The sequence below is a fragment of the Bacillus sp. COPE52 genome (assembly GCF_003355115.1).
In the GTDB taxonomy this organism is placed as follows: domain Bacteria; phylum Bacillota; class Bacilli; order Bacillales; family Bacillaceae_G; genus Bacillus_A; species Bacillus_A toyonensis.
The window spans coordinates 2,797,836-2,816,813 of sequence record NZ_CP031292.1; the positions used below are offsets into that span (position 1 = coordinate 2,797,836).

Genomic DNA, 18,978 nt, shown 5'->3' on the forward strand with positions numbered 1-18,978 from the left:
AAAGGAGCTTTTTCATTAAGATTTTGATGTTTCACTCTTTATATTCTTTTGTTCTTTCTGCAACACCATGCGCTCATTTCCCATAAAGAAAATGAATACGAATGCTAAACCAGCTGGTACCAATGCCCACATGAATGTTTGAACGATTGAACTAGAAAGAGCGTCAATAATTTTATCTAATATTTGTGGCGGAATTTGAGTTCTAGCCGATTCTGATAAAATGGCTCTTGAATCTCCTAAAGCGTTTGAATTCATTCCCCCGCCCATACCTTTAAATGCTTCTTCTAATTGTTCTTGGAAACCTGTTCTTTGGATCATTCCGAAGATTGTAATACCAAGTGTCATACCTAATGAACGAATAAAGTTACTCGTTGAAGTCGCAGATCCGCGCTGTTCCATACCAAAGTTGTGAATTGAAGCCATGCTTAGTACCGAGAATGAGAAACCAACTCCGAATCCGATAATAATCATGTAAACCGTTAATATTGCCCGACTTGTTTCAGGCGTTAACGTGCTTAATAAGAATAATCCGATTAGCATAATAACAGCAGAAATAATCATAATGTTTCGGTAGCTAAGCTTTGTCGTTAAAAATCCGCCTAACTGTGCTGTTACGACTGACCCTAACATCATCGGTAAAAGTAACAATCCTGAGTTTGTTGCAGTCCCACCATATACACCTTGAATAAATAACGGAATGTACACAGTTGCTGACATAAATGCAGCTCCGTAACATAATGCAATAATTGTACTCATTCCAAACAGACGTTGTTTAAACATCTCAAATGAAATGATTGGCTCTTCTACTTTTCGTTCGATATAAATAAATGCGATTATTAAAATAGCGAATCCAGCAAATAAACTTAAAATAAAGCTAGAATTCCAATCATATTTTTGTCCGCCAAGTTCAAGTGCAAACATTAAAGAAACTACTGCACCAACTAAAGTAATTGCGCCGAACCAATCAATTTTTTGTTTTTTATGAACTCGTGATTCTTTATAAAAGAATGTAATAAAAATAAGTGCTAAAATGCCAAGCGGTAAGTTAATATAAAATACCCAGTGCCAACTAATATAATCTGTAATATATGCGCCAAGTAATGGCCCGAAAATACTTGATAATCCAAATACTGCTCCGAATAATCCACCCATTTTCCCGCGCTTTTCAGGTGGGAAAATATCAAACACGATAGTAAACGCGATCGGCACTAATGCCCCGCCGCCAATACCTTGAATGGCACGATAAATGCCTAATTGTGTAATATTTTCAGCAGTCCCACAAAGTGCCGAACCAATCATAAAGACGATTAAACCGAAAATAAAGAATCTCTTTCTTCCATACATATCTGATAGTTTACCGAAAATCGGCATACCTGCCATTTCTGCGACCATATAGGCAGAAACGACCCATACAAAGTTTTCAAGACCTCCTAAGTCACCAACGATCGTTCCCATCGCTGTTACGACAATGGTATTATCCATTGATGCCATTAAAATACCTAGCAATAAGCCCGCCACAATAAAGCCAAGCTTATTATTCTTCTCAACCATATCTCTTGCTCTCCCTCGCATTACTTATATTTGTTTATGTTCTTTTACGACTGCATTACCTTTTTGATTAAAACTAGTATGATATTCTACAACACTAATTTCACATCCAGAACCAATGGTAACGTTGTTTCCTCTTACTACTTCAGCAATTGTATGTTCTAAATAAATATCATCCCCTTCAACAATTGAAGTTTGGAGGTTTCCAGCATGACTAGTAAAAGGAATAAATCTTGATTTCTTACGCACTGTAATCTTTTTGCCACCGATTTCTCTTACTTTACTTCCTTCATAACGAAGTGAGATTTCAATATGTTCAGCATTAAGCAAACCATCACTTTCAAGACCACCAGTTAGTGATAATTCTTCTACTTCAATATCTCCCTTCACATTTAAAGCACCTTTCACATCTACGAAATCACCTGAAAACTTCCCTGTAACATCAATCATACCTCTAATTTTTGTTTTTTCAATATGAGCATCACCACGCATTTGTGTATTACCATATACTTTTACATATGCTGCATCTACATTTCCTTGTACTTCACTATCTCCATACACGACATAGTTTTTAACTTTCATATTGCCACGCACATCACTTGTGCCATATGTTTTAAACTCATTACAACTCATATCATTCGCAATTGTCCCTTCACCGCGAATCTTCACTTTGTTATAATCTCCGCCCGCTGAATTACCAGAACCATTTACTGTGAGACTATGTTGATGTTCCATACTGATTTCCCCCCTCCGTTAAACTTGCTTAATTTCTTTTACATTTGCGCTTTTATCAACAGTAATAACACCGCTATATTCAATCAGTTCAATCTCACAGTTCGGTCCTACTGTTACATTGTTTCCTCTTACTGTTTTTATGTGAGCATAATCAATATCGATATTGTCACCTTCTAACAATTCAGCTTCTAACTGCAAGCCAAATACTGATTTAAATAGTCTACTAAATGTACTCAATCTATGTCTTACTTTAATCGTTTGGCCGCCAATTTCTTTCGCTCTACATGTACCGTGAATATTTATATTAATCTCATCTGCGCTTAATAAACCACCGATTGTAAATTGTCCTTCTGAAGAAAAAATATCAACTTCACAATTCCCATCAATCGTCGCTTGACCGTTGATTTTAAATTCTTCACCCTTAACGTTTCCACCTATCGTACCTTTTCCTGCAATTTTTAAACTATTCGCCTTTACATCTTGTGTAATTGTTGCTTTCCCATCAATTCGCATCGTTTCTGTATTAACTGTACCATCGACTTTACCTGATCCACTAATTCTTGCGTTGCTACTGTTCAAATCACCAGTTACTGCACCATAACCATTACATTGAAATTCATCACATTCAACATTTCCGTTTACAGTGCCTTTTCCATTTAGTTGTACTTTATGAAATTCACCGCCATTGGATGAACCGTAACCATTTATAATTAAATTTTCTGTACGCATTATTTCTCCTCCACTACAACAGTTTAGTTTTTAATACTTCGGTATACTTCATAATCGCTTCTCGTAAAATAATCTTCGTTCCCTTTTCAAAAATTAAATCCTCAATATTTGATACTAAGAAACATGTAGAAATCCCTATTTTTCGAATCATAACTAAATCACAATTTTTATGTTTGATTGCTTCATAATTTTCTCGTAAAACTTGCAGAACCATTTTTCCTTCTTCTAAACTAACTTCTCCTGATTGTAGTAACTCTTCTAACATATACACATAAAGAATATCTACAAATCGAAAGTCTGTCGTTTTGTTCGTTTGCTCAATAAAAAATTGTAAAACAGGTTCTGATGTAATCCCTTTACGGATGAGATCTTCTTTCGTTAAAAGGATTTCTGTCACACTCGGTGAAAACATATTTGCTAATTCATCTAGTGATAAATCTTCTTTCATCGTTTGGATTTTATCAATACGCTCTAAAATCTTTTCTTTCGGAAAAAATGTCTCTTGACCAGTGAATGTTGACTTTCGTACAAACCAATCTTCCGGAATTAAATTTTTTCTCTTCCACCTGTATAACTGTCCGTATGAAATACCTGTAAGCTCTAATAAATCTTTTTTTGAAATTAAATCTGTACTCAACTGTATAACACTCCTTCCTAACAACAATGTAACATAACACTGTTACGTTGTAAATGGAATTATACTACAAGTAGCGTAACAATGTGTAAAACAAACTTGTTTCACATAGAAAAAAGGCTCTGACACATCTTCTGAAAAATGCGTAAGAACCTATATATATCAAGACTTAAACCATATTTCATAAAAATCAATCCAACCTTGCGAATTAATCATTATATTTTGTACTTTTTCATGTGTACTTACCTCTTGTTTGTTACGATATAAAGGAATAATATGAATTTGACGTAACAATGTGTCCTCAAGATCGCGTAACAGTGCAACTCTTTTCTCTACTTGTTCTTGTTTAAAATAAGGGGACAACATTTCATGAAAGTTCATGCTGCTATGCCCATGAATAAAACTGTTTTTTGTCAGAAACATATATAGCAAACTATCTTCTATTCGTTCACTAATTGTTGCGCTATCATGCATGATATCAGGTTTTTGTATCGTACTTATTTGCAATAGTTCTTCTATTTCAAGAAAATTAATCTCTACACAAATTCCATATTTCGCACACTCTTTTTGTATCCATTTTGCATCTTCAACGTGATCTCGTCCTTTAAATGTATACAGTTGTAGCACTTCATTTTGATAAATACTTCTTTTCATTAAACTTTCTATATCTTCCTCTATCTCTACTATGCTGGCCTTTGCTGATATTAGTTCCTTTGCCACTTCTCCACGTTCTCCACCGAGTTCTTGAACGATTATATCGCCATGAATGATTTTATATAACGCTTTCCGAAATAACTTATCTTGCATTGGTCCTTCTTTCGTAAGATTGCATGTTACATAAGTCACGTTCGACTCAAGTCGAGACAGTTCTTTATTATGTTTCTCTTTATCTTTATACTGTGCCTTTACTAAAACATCATATGTATCTACACTTTGTTCTACATTCCACAACTCAACGCGATCTAGAAAAGGTCTCTCACGAAAATATAAATGATGCGCTTCCAGTATAAACAGATCTTCATTACTTTTGTATAACTGAAAAGGTCCTGTCCCTATTAATTTTCCTGCTTCATCTTCACTTACGATAGAACACTGTTCTAAACTTAGCATATGTAAAAACATCATATTTTCCGTATGTAATTTAATTTCTAAAACATATTCACCAACTGCATGAAAACTTTCCACATGCTGTAACATCCATGCGTGCGGGTTGTCTACAGCTGTCATGAATCGATTCAATGAATATATAACATCATGTGCAGTAAGGCGTTTTCCATTATGAAAGTGAACTCCTTTTCGTAAATAAAATGTCCATATTTTTTCTTCATCATTATATTCCCAGTGAAAAGCAAGTCTCGGCTCAATAGCAGTTCTTTCTTCATTGATATATACGAGTGTATCAAAAATATGTTTAACCATATGACATTCCGAGCGCATTGTAGCGTAAACTGGATCTAAAGCGATGTCCAGATTCATTTGTACTTGTAAACGGAGTACATCTTTTCTCCCTTCAGAAGTCATTTCAATTTTATGACCAAATATAGAATCAACCCAAGACTGGTATTCTCTCTTTACTGATGGAAAATGTGCGCTATAGCGTTCCACAAATGAGATCCCGCTTTTCACATCCCCTTTTTTCGTTATTTCTTTTCCTCTATCTAAAATCAATGGTGCCGGATTCTTTTTAAATATTAATTTAGAACGATTTCCTCTCCCGCGACCTGGAAACCAAGCGATCCAATGTAACTCTTCTAATTTTTTTATAATTAATTTACTATTACGCTCTGTACAAAATAAAGTTTCAGATATATTTTGCACTGTTATCTCTAATTGTTCTCCTTCTCGTTTCCCTTTCCCATAGGCAAACCATAATTCAATGTATTGATCTAAAATAAACATCATAATCCCCCTAAAAGGTGAAAAATACTCCCTTTTATTTCTACCCTTTTTCCATTTCTCCTTTCATCTTATCATTTCAATATAGAAAGGAGGAAATCAAATTGAACCATCTCTTACTACGTTACAATAAACCTATTATCATTAGACTGTGTGGTGAATTATTAACCCGAACAACGGAATCAATGTTAGCCCTCATTATGATTATATACGTTAATAAGATGTTAAACGGCAATATAATGATGACTATGCTTATTTTCGGACTACAACCACTTTCAGACATTGTCTTTACACTTATTGCTGGGGGCGTTACTGATAAATATGGGAGAAAAAAAATTATGTTACTCGGCCTATTGCTGCAAGGTGTTGCAATCGGTAGTTTTATTTTTGCTCAATCCATTTTTATATTTGCACTGTTATACGTCATTAATGGTATTGGTCGTTCTTTATACATTCCAGCTCAACGTGCGCAAATTGCCGATTTAACAAAACAAAAGCAGCAAGCAGAAATTTTTGCTCTCCTGCAAACGATGGGAGCAATTGGATCCGTAATCGGTCCTTTAATTGGTGCTATCTTTTATACTACTCACCCTGAATATTTATTTATGATGCAAAGTATTACACTTATGATATATGCAATAGTTGTTTGGACGCAGCTCCCAGAAACTGCTCCAGCAATTACAACGCCAAAACAAACACTTGAAGTAGCATCATCTCCAAAACAATTTGTACACAAACATTACGCTGTATTTGGACTTATGGCTTCTACACTTCCTATTAGCTTTTTCTATGCACAAACGGAAACAAATTATCGTATTTTCGCAGAACATGTATTTCCAAATTTCGTATTCATACTCGCATTTATTTCAACTTGTAAAGCCATTTTGGAAATCATTCTACAAATTTTCCTCGTAAAATGGTCTGAACGATTTTCCATGACGAAAATCATCCTTATTTCTTACGCCTGCTATACGATAGCCGCAATTGGCTACGGGCTTTCATCAACAATCTCGTCACTATTTTTCACATTACTCTTTTTAGTCATTGGAGAAAGTATTGCTTTAAACCATTTATTGCGATTCGTTTCAGAGATCGCTCCTACAGATAAACGTGGATTGTATTTTTCGATTTATGGCATACACTGGGATATATCTCGAACGTGCGGTCCTGTTATTGGTGCAGTATTATTAAGTAAACTAAACGGTAATATGCTATTTTATATTTGTGCATGTTTCTTAATAGTTGGAGGTATTGTTCAGGCACTTTTTGTTCAAAATTTAGAACGTAAAAAAATAAAGGGAAATGTCCAAAAAGATAATTCGCAACATACCCCTCAAGTTTTATAGGATGCTACTTTTTTAATAGATCGATATCTCTTATTAGATGAATTATAAAAAACGTTATCCTTCCCTATAAATCTATAGGTAGATAGCGTTTTTTTACTTGCTTTGTATTTTTTTCAAAAATATAATTGAATTATTTCGCCATATGAAAGTATGTATCATAAGGTCGGAAACATACCTTGTTTACAATTGAATACACCTCACTTTTAAAATAAGTGAGGTGTTCTGGAGATTATTTGATTTTTTATCCTGCCATTTTATTAATACTATCCTCTGGCGAAAATACCGAAATATGATATACCTTACCGATCGATTTTGGAATGATGAATTTTAACTCGAACTGATTGTTTACTTTATATACATATATTTGATCTTCACCATTTACTTTAACTGAAGTTGGTTTTCCTAACGCCTTTTCAATTTCTTTTAATGTAATTGACTTTAGTTCTGTTTGATATGAACGTACATCAAAAACTTGTGATCCTTTATTAAAACCGAAGACAACATTTTTATTTGTAAAGGTTGCGTACATTCCGCTCCCTGCTTGTTCTGTTTTATCTGCTTTCCCCCATGCTTTTTCTATTTCTTCGATATCTCCTGTATGAGCAGCAAATGGAACATTAGGTACTTTCCCTTCTTTCGCTAGTTCAAATAATTCTTTAACATAGTTAATTGATTTTTGGTTAAGAGTTGGACTTTTTGAATCTGGCCCTGTTGAAGGTTTTGTTGAATCTTGATTTTTGGGGTTATTCGCTGACTCGTTCTCTTTTTGAGGTGCAGTTCCTTCATTCTTTTGTTCCGTATTTTTTTCAGATGTTGGGTTCGTCTGTTTCTTTTCCTCATTATTCGTACAAGCCATCAATGTTAATACACATGTTAAAGTGAACAATATTCTCAAATGCGCTTTCATATTTTACTACCTCCCATTCGTAAACACTCTATAACATGATTTTTATCTTACATTGATTTCAAACAGGTTGAGATGTGTTGTTTTTCCTTACTATACACCTTCTCTTCTTACATGCTTTATCCTTCTTCTGTCACCTTGAATAAAGTACGTCACAAAAACGCAAAAAACCAACAGAAACTACGTAACATTTCCCTGCTGGTCTCATATTTTTAAGGTTTGAAATTTAATTACATCATTTCTTATTAGTAAACATATGATTCTCTCTACTCTTGTTTTAATGAAGTTGTATAATTTTTCTTTATAATATCTTTTATATGTATGATAAACGATATAAGGAATATCACTGCTAATACACCATTTATCCAATAATATGTATTTTCTTCTGTGTATTTATTATAAAACGATTGAACATTAAATAATAACAGAAACAGAGAAAACAAAGCAGAGCTTGCTAGCATGCCAAAACTTTTCACGAAATTCACCTCTTTTCTAAAATTTATGACCTTTATAATAATACATTTATATAAAAAGATTTTCAAATAGCAGATGAACTTATCTATACTTTAGTATAAATTAAAAAGAACCTGAAATAATACAGATTCTTTCCAAAATAACATATGTAGATAAGCTTTAAAAGCAAAACTAAGAGGTAAGTTTTACTTTCTTTACGTATGTAGAAATCGTACTTTTTACAGTTTCAAAATTATGAGCAAATGTATTATCTCCACTCAGTGCCGTTATACATGTTAAACTTGCCGCTTTAATAAAATGTTTTACATCTACAAGCATTGAATTAGCCCCCATGAATTTAATTATGCACATTATAACAGATGTATTCCGATTGAAACATGGAAGAAATAAACAACCCTTCGGAAAATTCCATTTCCCCTCAACTTTTTAGTATACAACATACATGTACCTTTATTATATAATTAAAAAGCTGTCCAATATTGGACAGCTTCAAATATGTATATTACACTTCGATTGACTTACCATCTTCTACAATATGATAAAGTAAGTGCGCTAAATGATGAATTGGACCATATTCTTCCTCTTCTTCATTTGTTTCACCTTGGAATTCAAGATCATTTAAGTATAATGCTAAAAATTGATAGTATAATTTCAAATCAAATCCGTAGCAAGCACTTGGCTCTTCGTGATCTCCTTCATATTGTAACATTAAGTATTGATCATTTCCTTCTGCATCTTCTGCGTCAAAGAATACGAAGAAACCAACGTTTGTATCTAAATCAAATAGATGACGAGTACCTTTTTCTGTTGCTTTATTGAAGTCCTCTTCACTTAATTTATGTACTGTTGTCGCTTTTGCATTATCTTCTTGATGGAAATTTACTGTATATGATTTCAATGCTGACACCTCCTGATTGTATAACAGTAGCATAACAGATTAGGCCATATAATTCAAAGGGACTGCTTACAAATGTAAACAGCCCCCTGTATTCATTTTCGCATCGCCCGGAATATAAAGCTTACGATGAAAATCAAAATAATCGCACCTATTAAGGCTGGAACAATCGCATATCCACCTATAATAGGTCCAAATTTACCAAGTAACGCTGTACCAAGCCAAGAACCGACAATACCAGCAATAATATTACCAATTACACCGCCAGGTACATCCCTTCCAGTAATTAAGCTTGCAAACCAACCTAATATACCACCGACAATTAAAGACCAAATCATATGATAACCTCCTTTATAATTCACCAATCAAACTATAATCAGAAACAATTGCTTACCATTAGTTATGTTTCATTTTTCATAAGTTATTCATACAGCTCAACTATTAGATTATTTGAGAACGAAGCTCACTGGACAAATGATTTTACAACTTCACATTTTACATATTAGGGACAATCAGGCTTTAATATCGTCCTCATAAATTCTTCTTTAAAAACTGGATAATTAAAACCAACCGCAATTTTTTGTACAGGCCTATTATCAAACGTCGTTGGCTCAGCTATTTTTCTAAAATCCGCAACACTTTGTCCTCTCATTACATCATTCGTCGTACTAATCCAAACTGCTGATTTTTTATATTCGAAAATATCATCATTTATAAACGAAATAAACGGCAGTAAATCATGAATAGGACTCCCAGTAATACCCGGGTATTCCTTTTTATAAAAGTTCTCATAATAAAAATCGATCATTGGTTTAATGAGTTTCGCCTGTCCCGTTCCTTCTTTATTAATAATATCAAGCATTTCAGGAGTAATAAGCGCAGCCTGTGTTACATTTAACGGATATATAGTAGCGTTCTGCGCATACTTCATAACAATATTCGCCGCAATTGGATCGCCATAAAAATTCGCTTCAGACACGGGTGTAACATTACCTGGAAATAAGAAAGCGCCTCCCATAATATAATAAGAACAAATACGATTCATTACATTTGGATATAATAAAAATAACGTTGCAAGTGTTGTTAATCTTCCTGTCGCCACAATAACTATATCTTCTGGACAAAGCTCAATTAATTTAATTAATTCACAAAAATTTTCCCGTTTACAAATTCTCATTTCAGGTGGAATAATTGGCCCTAAACCGTGATCCCCATGAATTTCCGGGAAGAATAAAGGCTCTTCAGCTGTCATTGGTCTAGCAGCACCTTCGATGATTTTCACTTCTGTAGCATAGTATTTTTCTAAAAAATATACATTCTCTGTAACGATTTCTCGCGATACATTCCCATACTCTGCGACAATTCCTATAATATCTAATTTACAAGTTTTATTTGCATAAATTAACGCAACTGCATCGTCAATACCAAAGTCTCCAAAAAAGATAATTTTCTTATTAACAATCCTCACCTCTCTTCAGCATAATCTACTATTATTATTATGTGAAAAAGACAAGGCGGTGAAACGCTGCAAACTAAAAAAGCCGCCTATTTATTGGCGACTTCAATCTTTTTATAAGACAAATATGCTAATACATTCTTACTTGAATCGTATTTTGGATTGTTTCCTTTTCTCGGTTCTCTCATATGCGTTTTTTCAAATCCAGGAATGTCCGGCATTTTCTCCATAAATTCAAGCATTTCTTCTTCAGTTCCTTCAATACGTACGCGAATCATTATTGCAATTCCTCAATTCTCATTTTCTCAGTACTAAGTATAACGCACTTTGAAAAGACTTCAAGAAATTTATCTTTTTAATGTTGTACTTTTTTTACAAATAAACATAGCCATTTCAGTATAGAATGACTTTACTTTATTATTTTCAAATAGAATATGAAAGTATTCCTTCATTTCGTTTGGTGTTTTCATCATACACTCTGTTAATTTTTCACGCTTTTGCATAGGTACTTCCAGCATGTCACACCACCAGTCGAAATCAAACTTTTTATCGAAAGTGAAGCATGACTGCATTTGCAAACCATTTTTTTCTAATAAAGTAATCCATTCTGTCTTTTTCAAAGCTCTTTCATGACTCGGATCACGCTTTTTTTCTATAAAATTATAAAATGTATCATATTCATTATTTTCTGGCGAAACATTATCTATTAAAATAAATAATCCATCTTCTTCTAACGTTCGATTTACTTCATAAATAAATCGCGTCGGATTTGTAAAATGATGTGCTGCAATCCTGCATGTAATTGTATCAAATGCTTTATCAGCAAATGGCAATTTTTCAGCATGTCCAACGATAAAAGATACATTGTCATGCCCATTACCTAAAATGAATTTTTTCGCATTCTCTAACATTTTTTCAGTTAAATCTAATGCAACTACTTCTTTAAACAATGGTGCTAATAAATTTGCAACATGTCCACCACCAGTAGCAATATCAAGAAGACGATTATTATGACGAGGTTCAACTTGTTGAACTACATATTGTAAATCCAGTCCTTTAGCATGAATTTTACTTTTTACATACTTTTCTGCATTATTACCAAACTGTTGTTTCATAAGCTCTTCCTTACTCATTTTATCATCTTCCTTCTATTGTTATTAACATATATGATTCATATAATAATTAAAGTTCTCTTTATGTATTTTCAAATCCTCTTTTCAGCTCACCTCTTGTAATACAGACAGACCATCGTCAAAATGATATGAATATTACTTTAAAACAAAAAAGGTTATGGGAACTAATCCCCTAACCCAACTAAATATCTATTACATCTTTATTTCCTCATATATATCTATGTAATATAAATCCTCTTTCAACTTCATAATAACTTCTACTTCATTATAAGTAGCCTCTCGAGCATGTAAACCAAATTGATTCATGCCAATCCATATCCATCCAGGTGTATGATGAAGTATATCGATATTAAAACCATCTAACTTAGTAAGCTCCGATTTAATAAATGTATCTTTAATAGCGATTTGTTTGTCTATTAATCCATATTCTTTTCCATTTTCAAATAGCGATATAATTTTCCCTAAAATCGGATGTTCCCGAACAATAAAATGATATTCCCTTTCATCTACATTCGCCACAATCAAACGAAAATCAGATACATCAGTCCCAAAATTCGGCATATTCATTTTTTCACCCCCTTAATTAGCTTCAATAATATCATAACAAATGAATATTTAAATAAAGTTAATAAAATGTAAAAAATAAAAAAGCTGACTTCCCTTTAGGAATCAGCCTTTATATTTTAGTTACCTTTATACTTTTAAAACCTATTACAATGTTTCCTTTTCCTCATCATTTCCAGAAACTAAATTTCCTATAGCATCTGCCGTTACTTCTACCACAAATTCACAAATACCTGCTACAACTTCTCCAATTACTTCATCCATCTTTTTCCCTCCTTATTTTATGTAACTTATTTGTAGTATAGAAGAGATTGGTTATTTTTAACTATCGGAAAAGGTGACAAAAACATTACAGATTTGTAAGCTATTTCAACATGCTAACATTTTTACTTCTACCTTTTGAAACCCAAAGTATGATTAACAGGTATATAGGCCACCATAATATAAAGCAAGTAATACATTCGATAGAGGAGGCGTGCAAAATCTATTACGTAAAATTAATTAAAGGAAAATCATTCTATGCGTTTGATCATCGTTACTTAGTGTCTGAAGAAGAAGAGGTTTCAGAAAAAATTTATAATTACTTACGACGTAATGAATTTTTCGAAGTTCGTAAAGAAGAATATTCTGCTTAATGTAGGAAGGGCATCAAGAAATACACCACCTACTCTTGGTGCTTTTATATTATTCCCCTATATTCAACCCTATTCTATTACTATCTTCTAATATACGTCCAATCTAATCCGTCATTACCTTCATATTTTAATATATGAGGAGGTGACAACCATAACTCATATCATTGATTACCAAGCTATTCAGCCAATAAATAAAACTGATGCAACTACTTTTACAATTCCCGATTCCCCAAACAAAGCAATTCTAGCAAATATTGAATTAAAAATTCCAATAAAAGATTCACGTGATAATCGAGTAGAATTAATTGCTACAGTTGGAGTTAAAGGTATAACTGATATATCACAAATATTGTTTAGGGTTTTCCGTAACAACATTGAAATTTTCAACACACAAGTAAGTATTAGATCTACAGATTCTGAACAATATTACGTTGAAACATTTCAAACAATTAATAAAAATATAAGCTGTGGGATTCACGAATACACTTTAACTGTGGAAAATTTAACAAGTGCTGCAAGTGCAGATGTTATTGGCCCCCTCACCTTTAGTGCATTAGCAATTGGACAAGGTCATAATAGTTATTAAGCAACTCTATTTACAAAGTGTATTTTAGAAAAGTGAGACGTACTATTACGCTCTTGCTTTTTTTATTTTTTATATGTAATTAATTCAAAGTTCATTTTATTTTTAATGCTTATTTTATCAACTCATAAATCCAATTTTCGCCAAATCAAAAAGATTGAAATCCACTAATGAAACACGTAATATAGACTCTGACTCGAAAAAAGTTCGTAAAAAAATACTACATAAATAAGGAGGTTTTATATACGAGTTTTTCACTTTAAAAGACGGAGAGGTTTTACATTATGTGGCGTAATAAAAATGTTTGGATCGTTTTAATTGGGGAGTTTATTGCTGGTCTAGGTTTATGGCTTGGTATTCTTGGCAACCTAGAATTTATGCAAAAATATGTCCCTTCTGATTTTATGAAATCAGTTATATTATTTATCGGACTATTAGCAGGTGTTCTTGTTGGTCCAATGGCTGGTCGGGTCATCGATCAGTATGATAAGAAAAAAGTTCTTCTTTATGCTGGGTTTGGTCGGGTTTTAAGTGTTATTTTTATGTTTTTCGCTATTCAATTTGAAAGTATAGCCTTTATGATCGCCTTTATGGTTGCACTTCAAATTTCAGCCGCATTTTATTTCCCTGCATTACAATCTGTAATTCCACTCATCGTACGTGAACATGAGTTATTACAAATGAACGGTGTACATATGAATGTTGGTACAATCGCTCGTATTGCAGGTACTTCACTAGGTGGAATTCTTTTAGTTGTAATGAGTTTACAATATATGTATGCCTTCTCAATGGCTGCATATGCTCTATTGTTCCTTTCAACTTTCTTTCTACAATTTGAAGATAAAAAATCAACAGTGCCAAGTAAACAGGCTGCAAAAGATAATAGTTTTATGGAAGTATTTCGTATTTTAAAAGGAATTCCTATTGCTTTCACAGCACTTATATTAAGTATCATCCCACTATTATTTATTGCTGGTTTTAATTTAATGGTTATTAACATTAGTGAAATGCAACATGATCCAACGATTAAAGGATTCATATATACAATTGAAGGTGTTGCATTTATGTTAGGTGCCTTCGTTATTAAACGTTTATCTGATCATTTTAAACCTGAAAAATTACTATATTTCTTCGCAGTTTGTACCGCTTTTGCACACCTTTCATTGTTCTTTAGCGATATAAAATGGATGGCTCTTACATCATTTGGTTTGTTTGGCTTTAGTGTCGGCTGTTTCTTCCCTATTATGTCGACAATTTTCCAAACGAAAGTAGAAAAAAGCTATCACGGCCGCCTCTTCTCATTCCGTAATATGTTTGAGAGAGTTATGTTCCAAATTGTCTTACTTGGAACTGGCTTCTTCTTAGATACGATTGGGTTGCAATATATGGTTCTCATCTTCGGAGTCGTTTCGTTGTTGATTATTTCTATTTCCCTTTCTAAACAGAAACATTATGAAAAACAACCTTCGCAATCTGCGAATTTATAACGTAAACATTATTGGGCATGGATTCAGTTTTATACTGGGCCATGCCTTTTTGTTTTATAAAAAACCATTTAATATGTTAAGTGAAACGATTTAAAGGAGTCCCCCTTTCGCTTTCGAATATAGTATATAAATAATAAATAAAGGAGTTGCAAAAATGTATGATGGCATGCAGTTATTTATTATCTTTATTTTTGTAATAGTTATATTTAGCATCCTAAACTTTTTAACCATTTCCCTTTCTCAACATAGCTTTAAAAGGCGAATTGTGGCAGGTTTCGTTTTCTTATTGTTAACTCCCATTGTCTTTTTGACTACTACAGCATTCGCTTCTTTATTCGATAAAAGTGGATTTAGCGTAGGTACGTTAGCCTTTATTATTGCAAGTGTATATATTTTAAATGGAATAGTCATCCTACTTTCCTCCTCATTTATCCTCAAAAAGGCATAGCCAAAATTATACTGATAGGCATGAATAACTAGTAATACGCTAAATTCATGTCTTTTATTTTTGCTATGCTTTTCCCAATTTTTATGTGAAATTAAGTAATTCTTTAAAAAAATTTAAACTTTATTTATTACAATATTTCTATCGTATTCGCACTTTTATTAGCCATAATAAGAAAGGAGCACAAAATGAAAAAATATCTACTTATATTTCCTATACTGATCGTTTTACTTAGTGGCTGCAACAAGAATGATATATACGGTTCTTGGGAAGTCGTTGACAATAAAAACGGTGAATGTCCTGTATATTATAAATTTGAAACAGTTGTCAAAAAAGAAAATAAAGAGGAAATTGTTCAAAATTTAGTAGAAATGCAAACTACAAATAAAAAAGAAGATTTATATAAAGGTTCATTTGTCAAAAATTCTAATGTATATCACATTGATTATGGCAACTCATTTACATCAGATCAAACTTTAAAGGTTGTCGATGATACATTAAATGTATATTTTTTGACAGCTGAAAAATTATGTACATATAAAAAGAAATGATTACATTTCAGATGAGACGCAGGAAATATTTTCTGCGTTATTTCACTTTAGAAAGCTTTCTCAAAAACATTTCCCTCTTTTTAATCTTTTAATTTGAATGTATAATTGCTTAATAATCTAGATAATTTCACTGTGAGGTGCTTATTATGAGAAGTTTAAGTTCCTTACTTATATCAACAATTTGTCCCGTCATCCTAATCCGCGTAGAAAGATATAATAGACATTTCAATTAACCATTCTAGCCTATATACAGCTTCCTCTTTCAAAATAGACTAATCCTTCCTCTAAATTTGTCAATCGTTTTAATTTTCATAAAAAAGTGATAAAATGTAAACATGTGTTTTCAGAATAATTAAATACGTAGAAAGAAAGCACTGTTTTTAGGAGGGGTTTTGATGACTTACACGTTAGCAACTAGAATGAAAGCATTCCAATCTTCTATATTTAGTGAATTAGGGGCCTATAAAAAAGAGAAAATTGCAGCAGGTCATAAAATGATTGATTTAAGTATCGGAAATCCTGATATGCCTCCTGCTGATTTCGTAAGAGAAGCAATGGTACATACAGCAAGTGAAAAAGAAAGCTATGGATACACATTAACAGGTATTCAAGAATTTCACGAAGCTGTAACTGAATATTACAATAACACTCATAACGTTTTATTAAATGCTGAAAAAGAGATTTTATTATTAATGGGTTCACAGGATGGACTCGTTCATTTACCGATGGTTTATGCAAATCCAGGAGATATTATATTAGTTCCTGATCCAGGATATACAGCTTATGAAACAGGTATTCAAATGGCTGGTGCAACATCGTACTACATGCCATTAAAGAAAGAGAATGATTTCTTACCTAACTTACAAGTTATCCCTGAAGAGATCGCCGATAAAGCAAAGATGATGATTTTGAACTTCCCAGGGAATCCAGTTCCAGCAATGGCACATGAAGATTTCTTTAAAGAAGTAATCGCATTCGCGAAAAAACATAATATTATTGTTGTCCATGATTTTGCTTATGCTGAATTTTATTTCGATGGCAATAAACCAATTAGCTTCCTCTCTGTACCTGGTGCAAAAGAAGTTGGCGTAGAAATAAACTCTTTATCAAAAAGTTATAGTTTAGCAGGTAGCCGCATTGGTTATATGATTGGAAATGAGGAAATTGTCGGAGCGCTTACGCAATTTAAGTCTAATACAGATTACGGTGTATTTTTGCCTATTCAAAAAGCAGCATCTACAGCACTAAGAAATGGTGCGGAGTTTTGCGAGAAAAACCGCACCATTTATCAAGAACGTAGAGATACTTTAGTCAATGGGTTCCGAACGTTTGGCTGGAATGTCGATAAGCCAGCTGGCAGTATGTTCGTATGGGCTGAAATACCGAAAGGATGGACTTCTCTAGAATTCGCTTATGCATTAATGGATCGTGCAAATGTCGTTGTAACACCAGGTCATGCATTCGGACCTCACGGAGAAGGCTTTGTACGTATTGCTCTTGTTCAAGATAAAGCGGTATTACAACAAGTTGTTGAAAACATTAGAAATAGCGGCATTTTTTCTCTTGAAAAAATAGAGGAATTAGTTAAAAATTAGTTACTACTCCCCTGCTTAACTTTAGCAGGGGTATTATTTATTGGAGGTACTTTCATATGCACATTAAAGATACACTACCCCATCGTTATCCATTTTTAATGATTGATAAAGTAACAAGTATAAAACAAGGTGAATCCGTGACAGGATACAAACTCATTACAAATAACGAATGGTTTATAAATGATACGCAAAAACATATGCCTCATATGTTAATTGTAGAAGCACTTGCTCAGCTTAGTGCATTTGTAAATACAAGTGACTCTGAAGGATTAGGCTTTCTCTCCTCATTAGATGGAGTTGAGTTCCATGAGAAAGCATACCCTGGTGATAAACTTGATTTACATTATGAGCTAACACGTAACCGTCGAGGGTTTGTTCTCGGTACAGGTACGGCAACAGTTAACAGCCACCCTATTGTAACTATAAAAAAACTATTAATATATCAAGCAGATTAATCACTATTTGATCCGCCCGGGATATCTATCCCACGCCAATTGGGCTTATAAGATAAATATATTACGTAGTTAGGAGTAGGAAAATGGAAAGAACTATCGGTATCGATGCTGGAGGAACATTAACGAAAATTGCTTATATTAATGAAAAAAAGGAATTAGCTTTTGAAAAGTTTTATTCACATGAACAAGATAAAATTATAGATTGGCTTCAGAGCAATAATAGAATGAAACAAATATGTATTACAGGTGGTAAAGCGAAACTATTACAACAACTACTTTCAGATGCATATACACTAGTAGAGCTAAACGAATTTGAAGCTACTCTTGCAGGTGTACGATACATATTAAAAGAAGGAAAACATTCTATAAACAACTTTATTTTAACAAATATCGGTACAGGTACTTCTATCCATTACGTTTATAATGACCATTATATTCGAGCTGGAGGAACTGGAGTTGGCGGAGGTACTATTATGGGACTTTCAAAATTATTAACAAATATTGATCATTTTGAAGATGTAATCCCTCTTACAAACATAGGTTCTAGAAAAGAACTAGATATTACGGTGGGAGATATTTATGGTGGTATTCTCTCTCCTATTGATAATAGTTTAACTGCAAGCAATTTTGGTAAAGCCGCTATTACAGACTCAAATTATAGTAGCTCAGATATAATTGCTACTGTACAAGGACTTGTCGGTGAAGTCGTTACTGCATTAAGCCTTCAATTCGCCGAAGCAAAAAACATTGACCATATTATTTATATTGGTTCGACTCTATGTAATAATGTACACCTTCAAAATATTATTAGTAGCTACACAAAATATCAAAATAAAACACCAATCTTTATACAAGATGATGGTTATAGTGGTGCGATTGGCGCTTTACTTCATGCTACAAAATAAAGAGGCTG

23 protein-coding genes are annotated in these 18,978 nt (G+C 33.0%); 9 read left to right on the plus strand and 14 right to left on the minus strand.

The genetic code is table 11. The features are described from left to right. Window positions 1-15 precede the first annotated feature (15 nt). The 5 genes from DPQ31_RS13980 to DPQ31_RS14000 all read right to left on the minus strand — a co-directional run bounded on the left by DPQ31_RS13980 (window position 16) and on the right by DPQ31_RS14000 (window position 5,545). On the minus strand, window positions 16-1,551 hold the full coding sequence (locus DPQ31_RS13980; protein ID WP_106080553.1) for an MDR family MFS transporter: 1,536 nt from the start codon (window positions 1,549-1,551) through the stop codon (window positions 16-18). 24 nt (window positions 1,552-1,575) lie between these two features. Further along, window positions 1,576-2,283 carry a cytoplasmic protein gene (locus DPQ31_RS13985; protein WP_208732057.1) on the minus strand — a complete coding sequence of 236 codons (708 nt, stop codon included), beginning with the start codon at window positions 2,281-2,283 and terminating at the stop codon, window positions 1,576-1,578. Window positions 2,284-2,301: 18 nt separating this feature from the next. After that, window positions 2,302-3,012 (minus strand): polymer-forming cytoskeletal protein, encoded by a 711-nt coding sequence (locus tag DPQ31_RS13990; RefSeq protein ID WP_001258574.1) that lies wholly within the window; start codon window positions 3,010-3,012, stop codon window positions 2,302-2,304. Between the two features lie 13 nt (window positions 3,013-3,025). Continuing rightward, window positions 3,026-3,649, minus strand: a complete 624-nt coding sequence (locus DPQ31_RS13995; protein WP_098711977.1) for a YhbD family protein — start codon at window positions 3,647-3,649, stop codon at window positions 3,026-3,028. A 159-nt stretch (window positions 3,650-3,808) separates the two neighbouring features. Next, window positions 3,809-5,545 (minus strand): ABC transporter substrate-binding protein, encoded by a 1,737-nt coding sequence (locus DPQ31_RS14000; protein ID WP_208732058.1) that lies wholly within the window; start codon window positions 5,543-5,545, stop codon window positions 3,809-3,811. 101 nt (window positions 5,546-5,646) lie between these two features. Here DPQ31_RS14000 and DPQ31_RS14005 point away from each other — a divergent pair, with 101 nt between their 5' ends. Next, the gene (locus tag DPQ31_RS14005; protein WP_098912152.1) at window positions 5,647-6,888 is read left to right on the plus strand and encodes an MDR family MFS transporter; all 1,242 of its coding nucleotides are present in this window, start codon (window positions 5,647-5,649) and stop codon (window positions 6,886-6,888) included. Window positions 6,889-7,129: 241 nt separating this feature from the next. On the opposite strand, the gene DPQ31_RS14010 is transcribed toward DPQ31_RS14005, so the two are convergent. The 9 genes from DPQ31_RS14010 to DPQ31_RS14050 form a co-directional block, all read right to left on the minus strand. Further along, complete coding sequence (locus DPQ31_RS14010) at window positions 7,130-7,795, minus strand: YjgB family protein (protein ID WP_098106678.1); 666 nt, start codon at window positions 7,793-7,795, stop codon at window positions 7,130-7,132. 263 nt (window positions 7,796-8,058) lie between these two features. Further along, entirely contained in the window at window positions 8,059-8,268 is a 210-nt protein-coding gene (locus DPQ31_RS14015) for a hypothetical protein (RefSeq protein WP_000834516.1), read from the minus strand. Window positions 8,269-8,437: 169 nt separating this feature from the next. Further along, a complete protein-coding gene (locus tag DPQ31_RS14020; protein ID WP_098711973.1) occupies window positions 8,438-8,584 on the minus strand; it encodes a chorismate mutase in 147 nt (48 codons plus the stop codon). 184 nt (window positions 8,585-8,768) lie between these two features. Next, window positions 8,769-9,164 (minus strand): hypothetical protein, encoded by a 396-nt coding sequence (locus DPQ31_RS14025; RefSeq protein ID WP_000844593.1) that lies wholly within the window; start codon window positions 9,162-9,164, stop codon window positions 8,769-8,771. A 92-nt stretch (window positions 9,165-9,256) separates the two neighbouring features. Then, a complete protein-coding gene (locus DPQ31_RS14030) occupies window positions 9,257-9,499 on the minus strand; it encodes a GlsB/YeaQ/YmgE family stress response membrane protein (RefSeq protein ID WP_000638302.1) in 243 nt (80 codons plus the stop codon). 164 nt (window positions 9,500-9,663) lie between these two features. After that, the gene (locus DPQ31_RS14035; RefSeq protein WP_098711972.1) at window positions 9,664-10,629 is read right to left on the minus strand and encodes a nucleoside hydrolase; all 966 of its coding nucleotides are present in this window, start codon (window positions 10,627-10,629) and stop codon (window positions 9,664-9,666) included. A gap of 77 nt (window positions 10,630-10,706) precedes the next feature. Next, the gene (locus DPQ31_RS14040; protein WP_000621879.1) at window positions 10,707-10,895 is read right to left on the minus strand and encodes a DUF3970 family protein; all 189 of its coding nucleotides are present in this window, start codon (window positions 10,893-10,895) and stop codon (window positions 10,707-10,709) included. Between the two features lie 69 nt (window positions 10,896-10,964). Beyond that, on the minus strand, window positions 10,965-11,750 hold the full coding sequence (locus tag DPQ31_RS14045) for a class I SAM-dependent methyltransferase (RefSeq protein ID WP_098711971.1): 786 nt from the start codon (window positions 11,748-11,750) through the stop codon (window positions 10,965-10,967). Window positions 11,751-11,942: 192 nt separating this feature from the next. Beyond that, the gene (locus DPQ31_RS14050; RefSeq protein WP_033657361.1) at window positions 11,943-12,311 is read right to left on the minus strand and encodes a hypothetical protein; all 369 of its coding nucleotides are present in this window, start codon (window positions 12,309-12,311) and stop codon (window positions 11,943-11,945) included. Between the two features lie 485 nt (window positions 12,312-12,796). On the opposite strand from DPQ31_RS14050, the gene DPQ31_RS14055 reads away from it, so the two are divergent. The 8 genes from DPQ31_RS14055 to coaW all read left to right on the plus strand — a co-directional run bounded on the left by DPQ31_RS14055 (window position 12,797) and on the right by coaW (window position 18,970). After that, window positions 12,797-12,949, plus strand: a complete 153-nt coding sequence (locus DPQ31_RS14055; protein ID WP_079996667.1) for a YqbF domain-containing protein — start codon at window positions 12,797-12,799, stop codon at window positions 12,947-12,949. A gap of 151 nt (window positions 12,950-13,100) precedes the next feature. Beyond that, the gene (locus DPQ31_RS14060) at window positions 13,101-13,535 is read left to right on the plus strand and encodes a hypothetical protein (protein WP_033657360.1); all 435 of its coding nucleotides are present in this window, start codon (window positions 13,101-13,103) and stop codon (window positions 13,533-13,535) included. A 281-nt stretch (window positions 13,536-13,816) separates the two neighbouring features. After that, a complete protein-coding gene (locus DPQ31_RS14065; RefSeq protein WP_199633497.1) occupies window positions 13,817-15,019 on the plus strand; it encodes an MFS transporter in 1,203 nt (400 codons plus the stop codon). Window positions 15,020-15,173: 154 nt separating this feature from the next. Next, complete coding sequence (locus DPQ31_RS14070) at window positions 15,174-15,467, plus strand: hypothetical protein (protein ID WP_087951064.1); 294 nt, start codon at window positions 15,174-15,176, stop codon at window positions 15,465-15,467. A gap of 185 nt (window positions 15,468-15,652) precedes the next feature. Next, window positions 15,653-16,015, plus strand: a complete 363-nt coding sequence (locus DPQ31_RS14075) for a hypothetical protein (RefSeq protein WP_000760384.1) — start codon at window positions 15,653-15,655, stop codon at window positions 16,013-16,015. A 395-nt stretch (window positions 16,016-16,410) separates the two neighbouring features. Then, complete coding sequence (locus DPQ31_RS14080; protein ID WP_141499473.1) at window positions 16,411-17,610, plus strand: LL-diaminopimelate aminotransferase; 1,200 nt, start codon at window positions 16,411-16,413, stop codon at window positions 17,608-17,610. Window positions 17,611-17,666: 56 nt separating this feature from the next. Beyond that, complete coding sequence (locus tag DPQ31_RS14085) at window positions 17,667-18,065, plus strand: 3-hydroxyacyl-ACP dehydratase FabZ family protein (protein ID WP_000547668.1); 399 nt, start codon at window positions 17,667-17,669, stop codon at window positions 18,063-18,065. A gap of 83 nt (window positions 18,066-18,148) precedes the next feature. Continuing rightward, window positions 18,149-18,970: a type II pantothenate kinase gene (gene coaW, locus DPQ31_RS14090; protein ID WP_098711969.1), complete on the plus strand. Its 822-nt coding sequence runs from the start codon at window positions 18,149-18,151 to the stop codon at window positions 18,968-18,970. The last annotated feature ends 8 nt before the right edge of the window (window positions 18,971-18,978 follow it).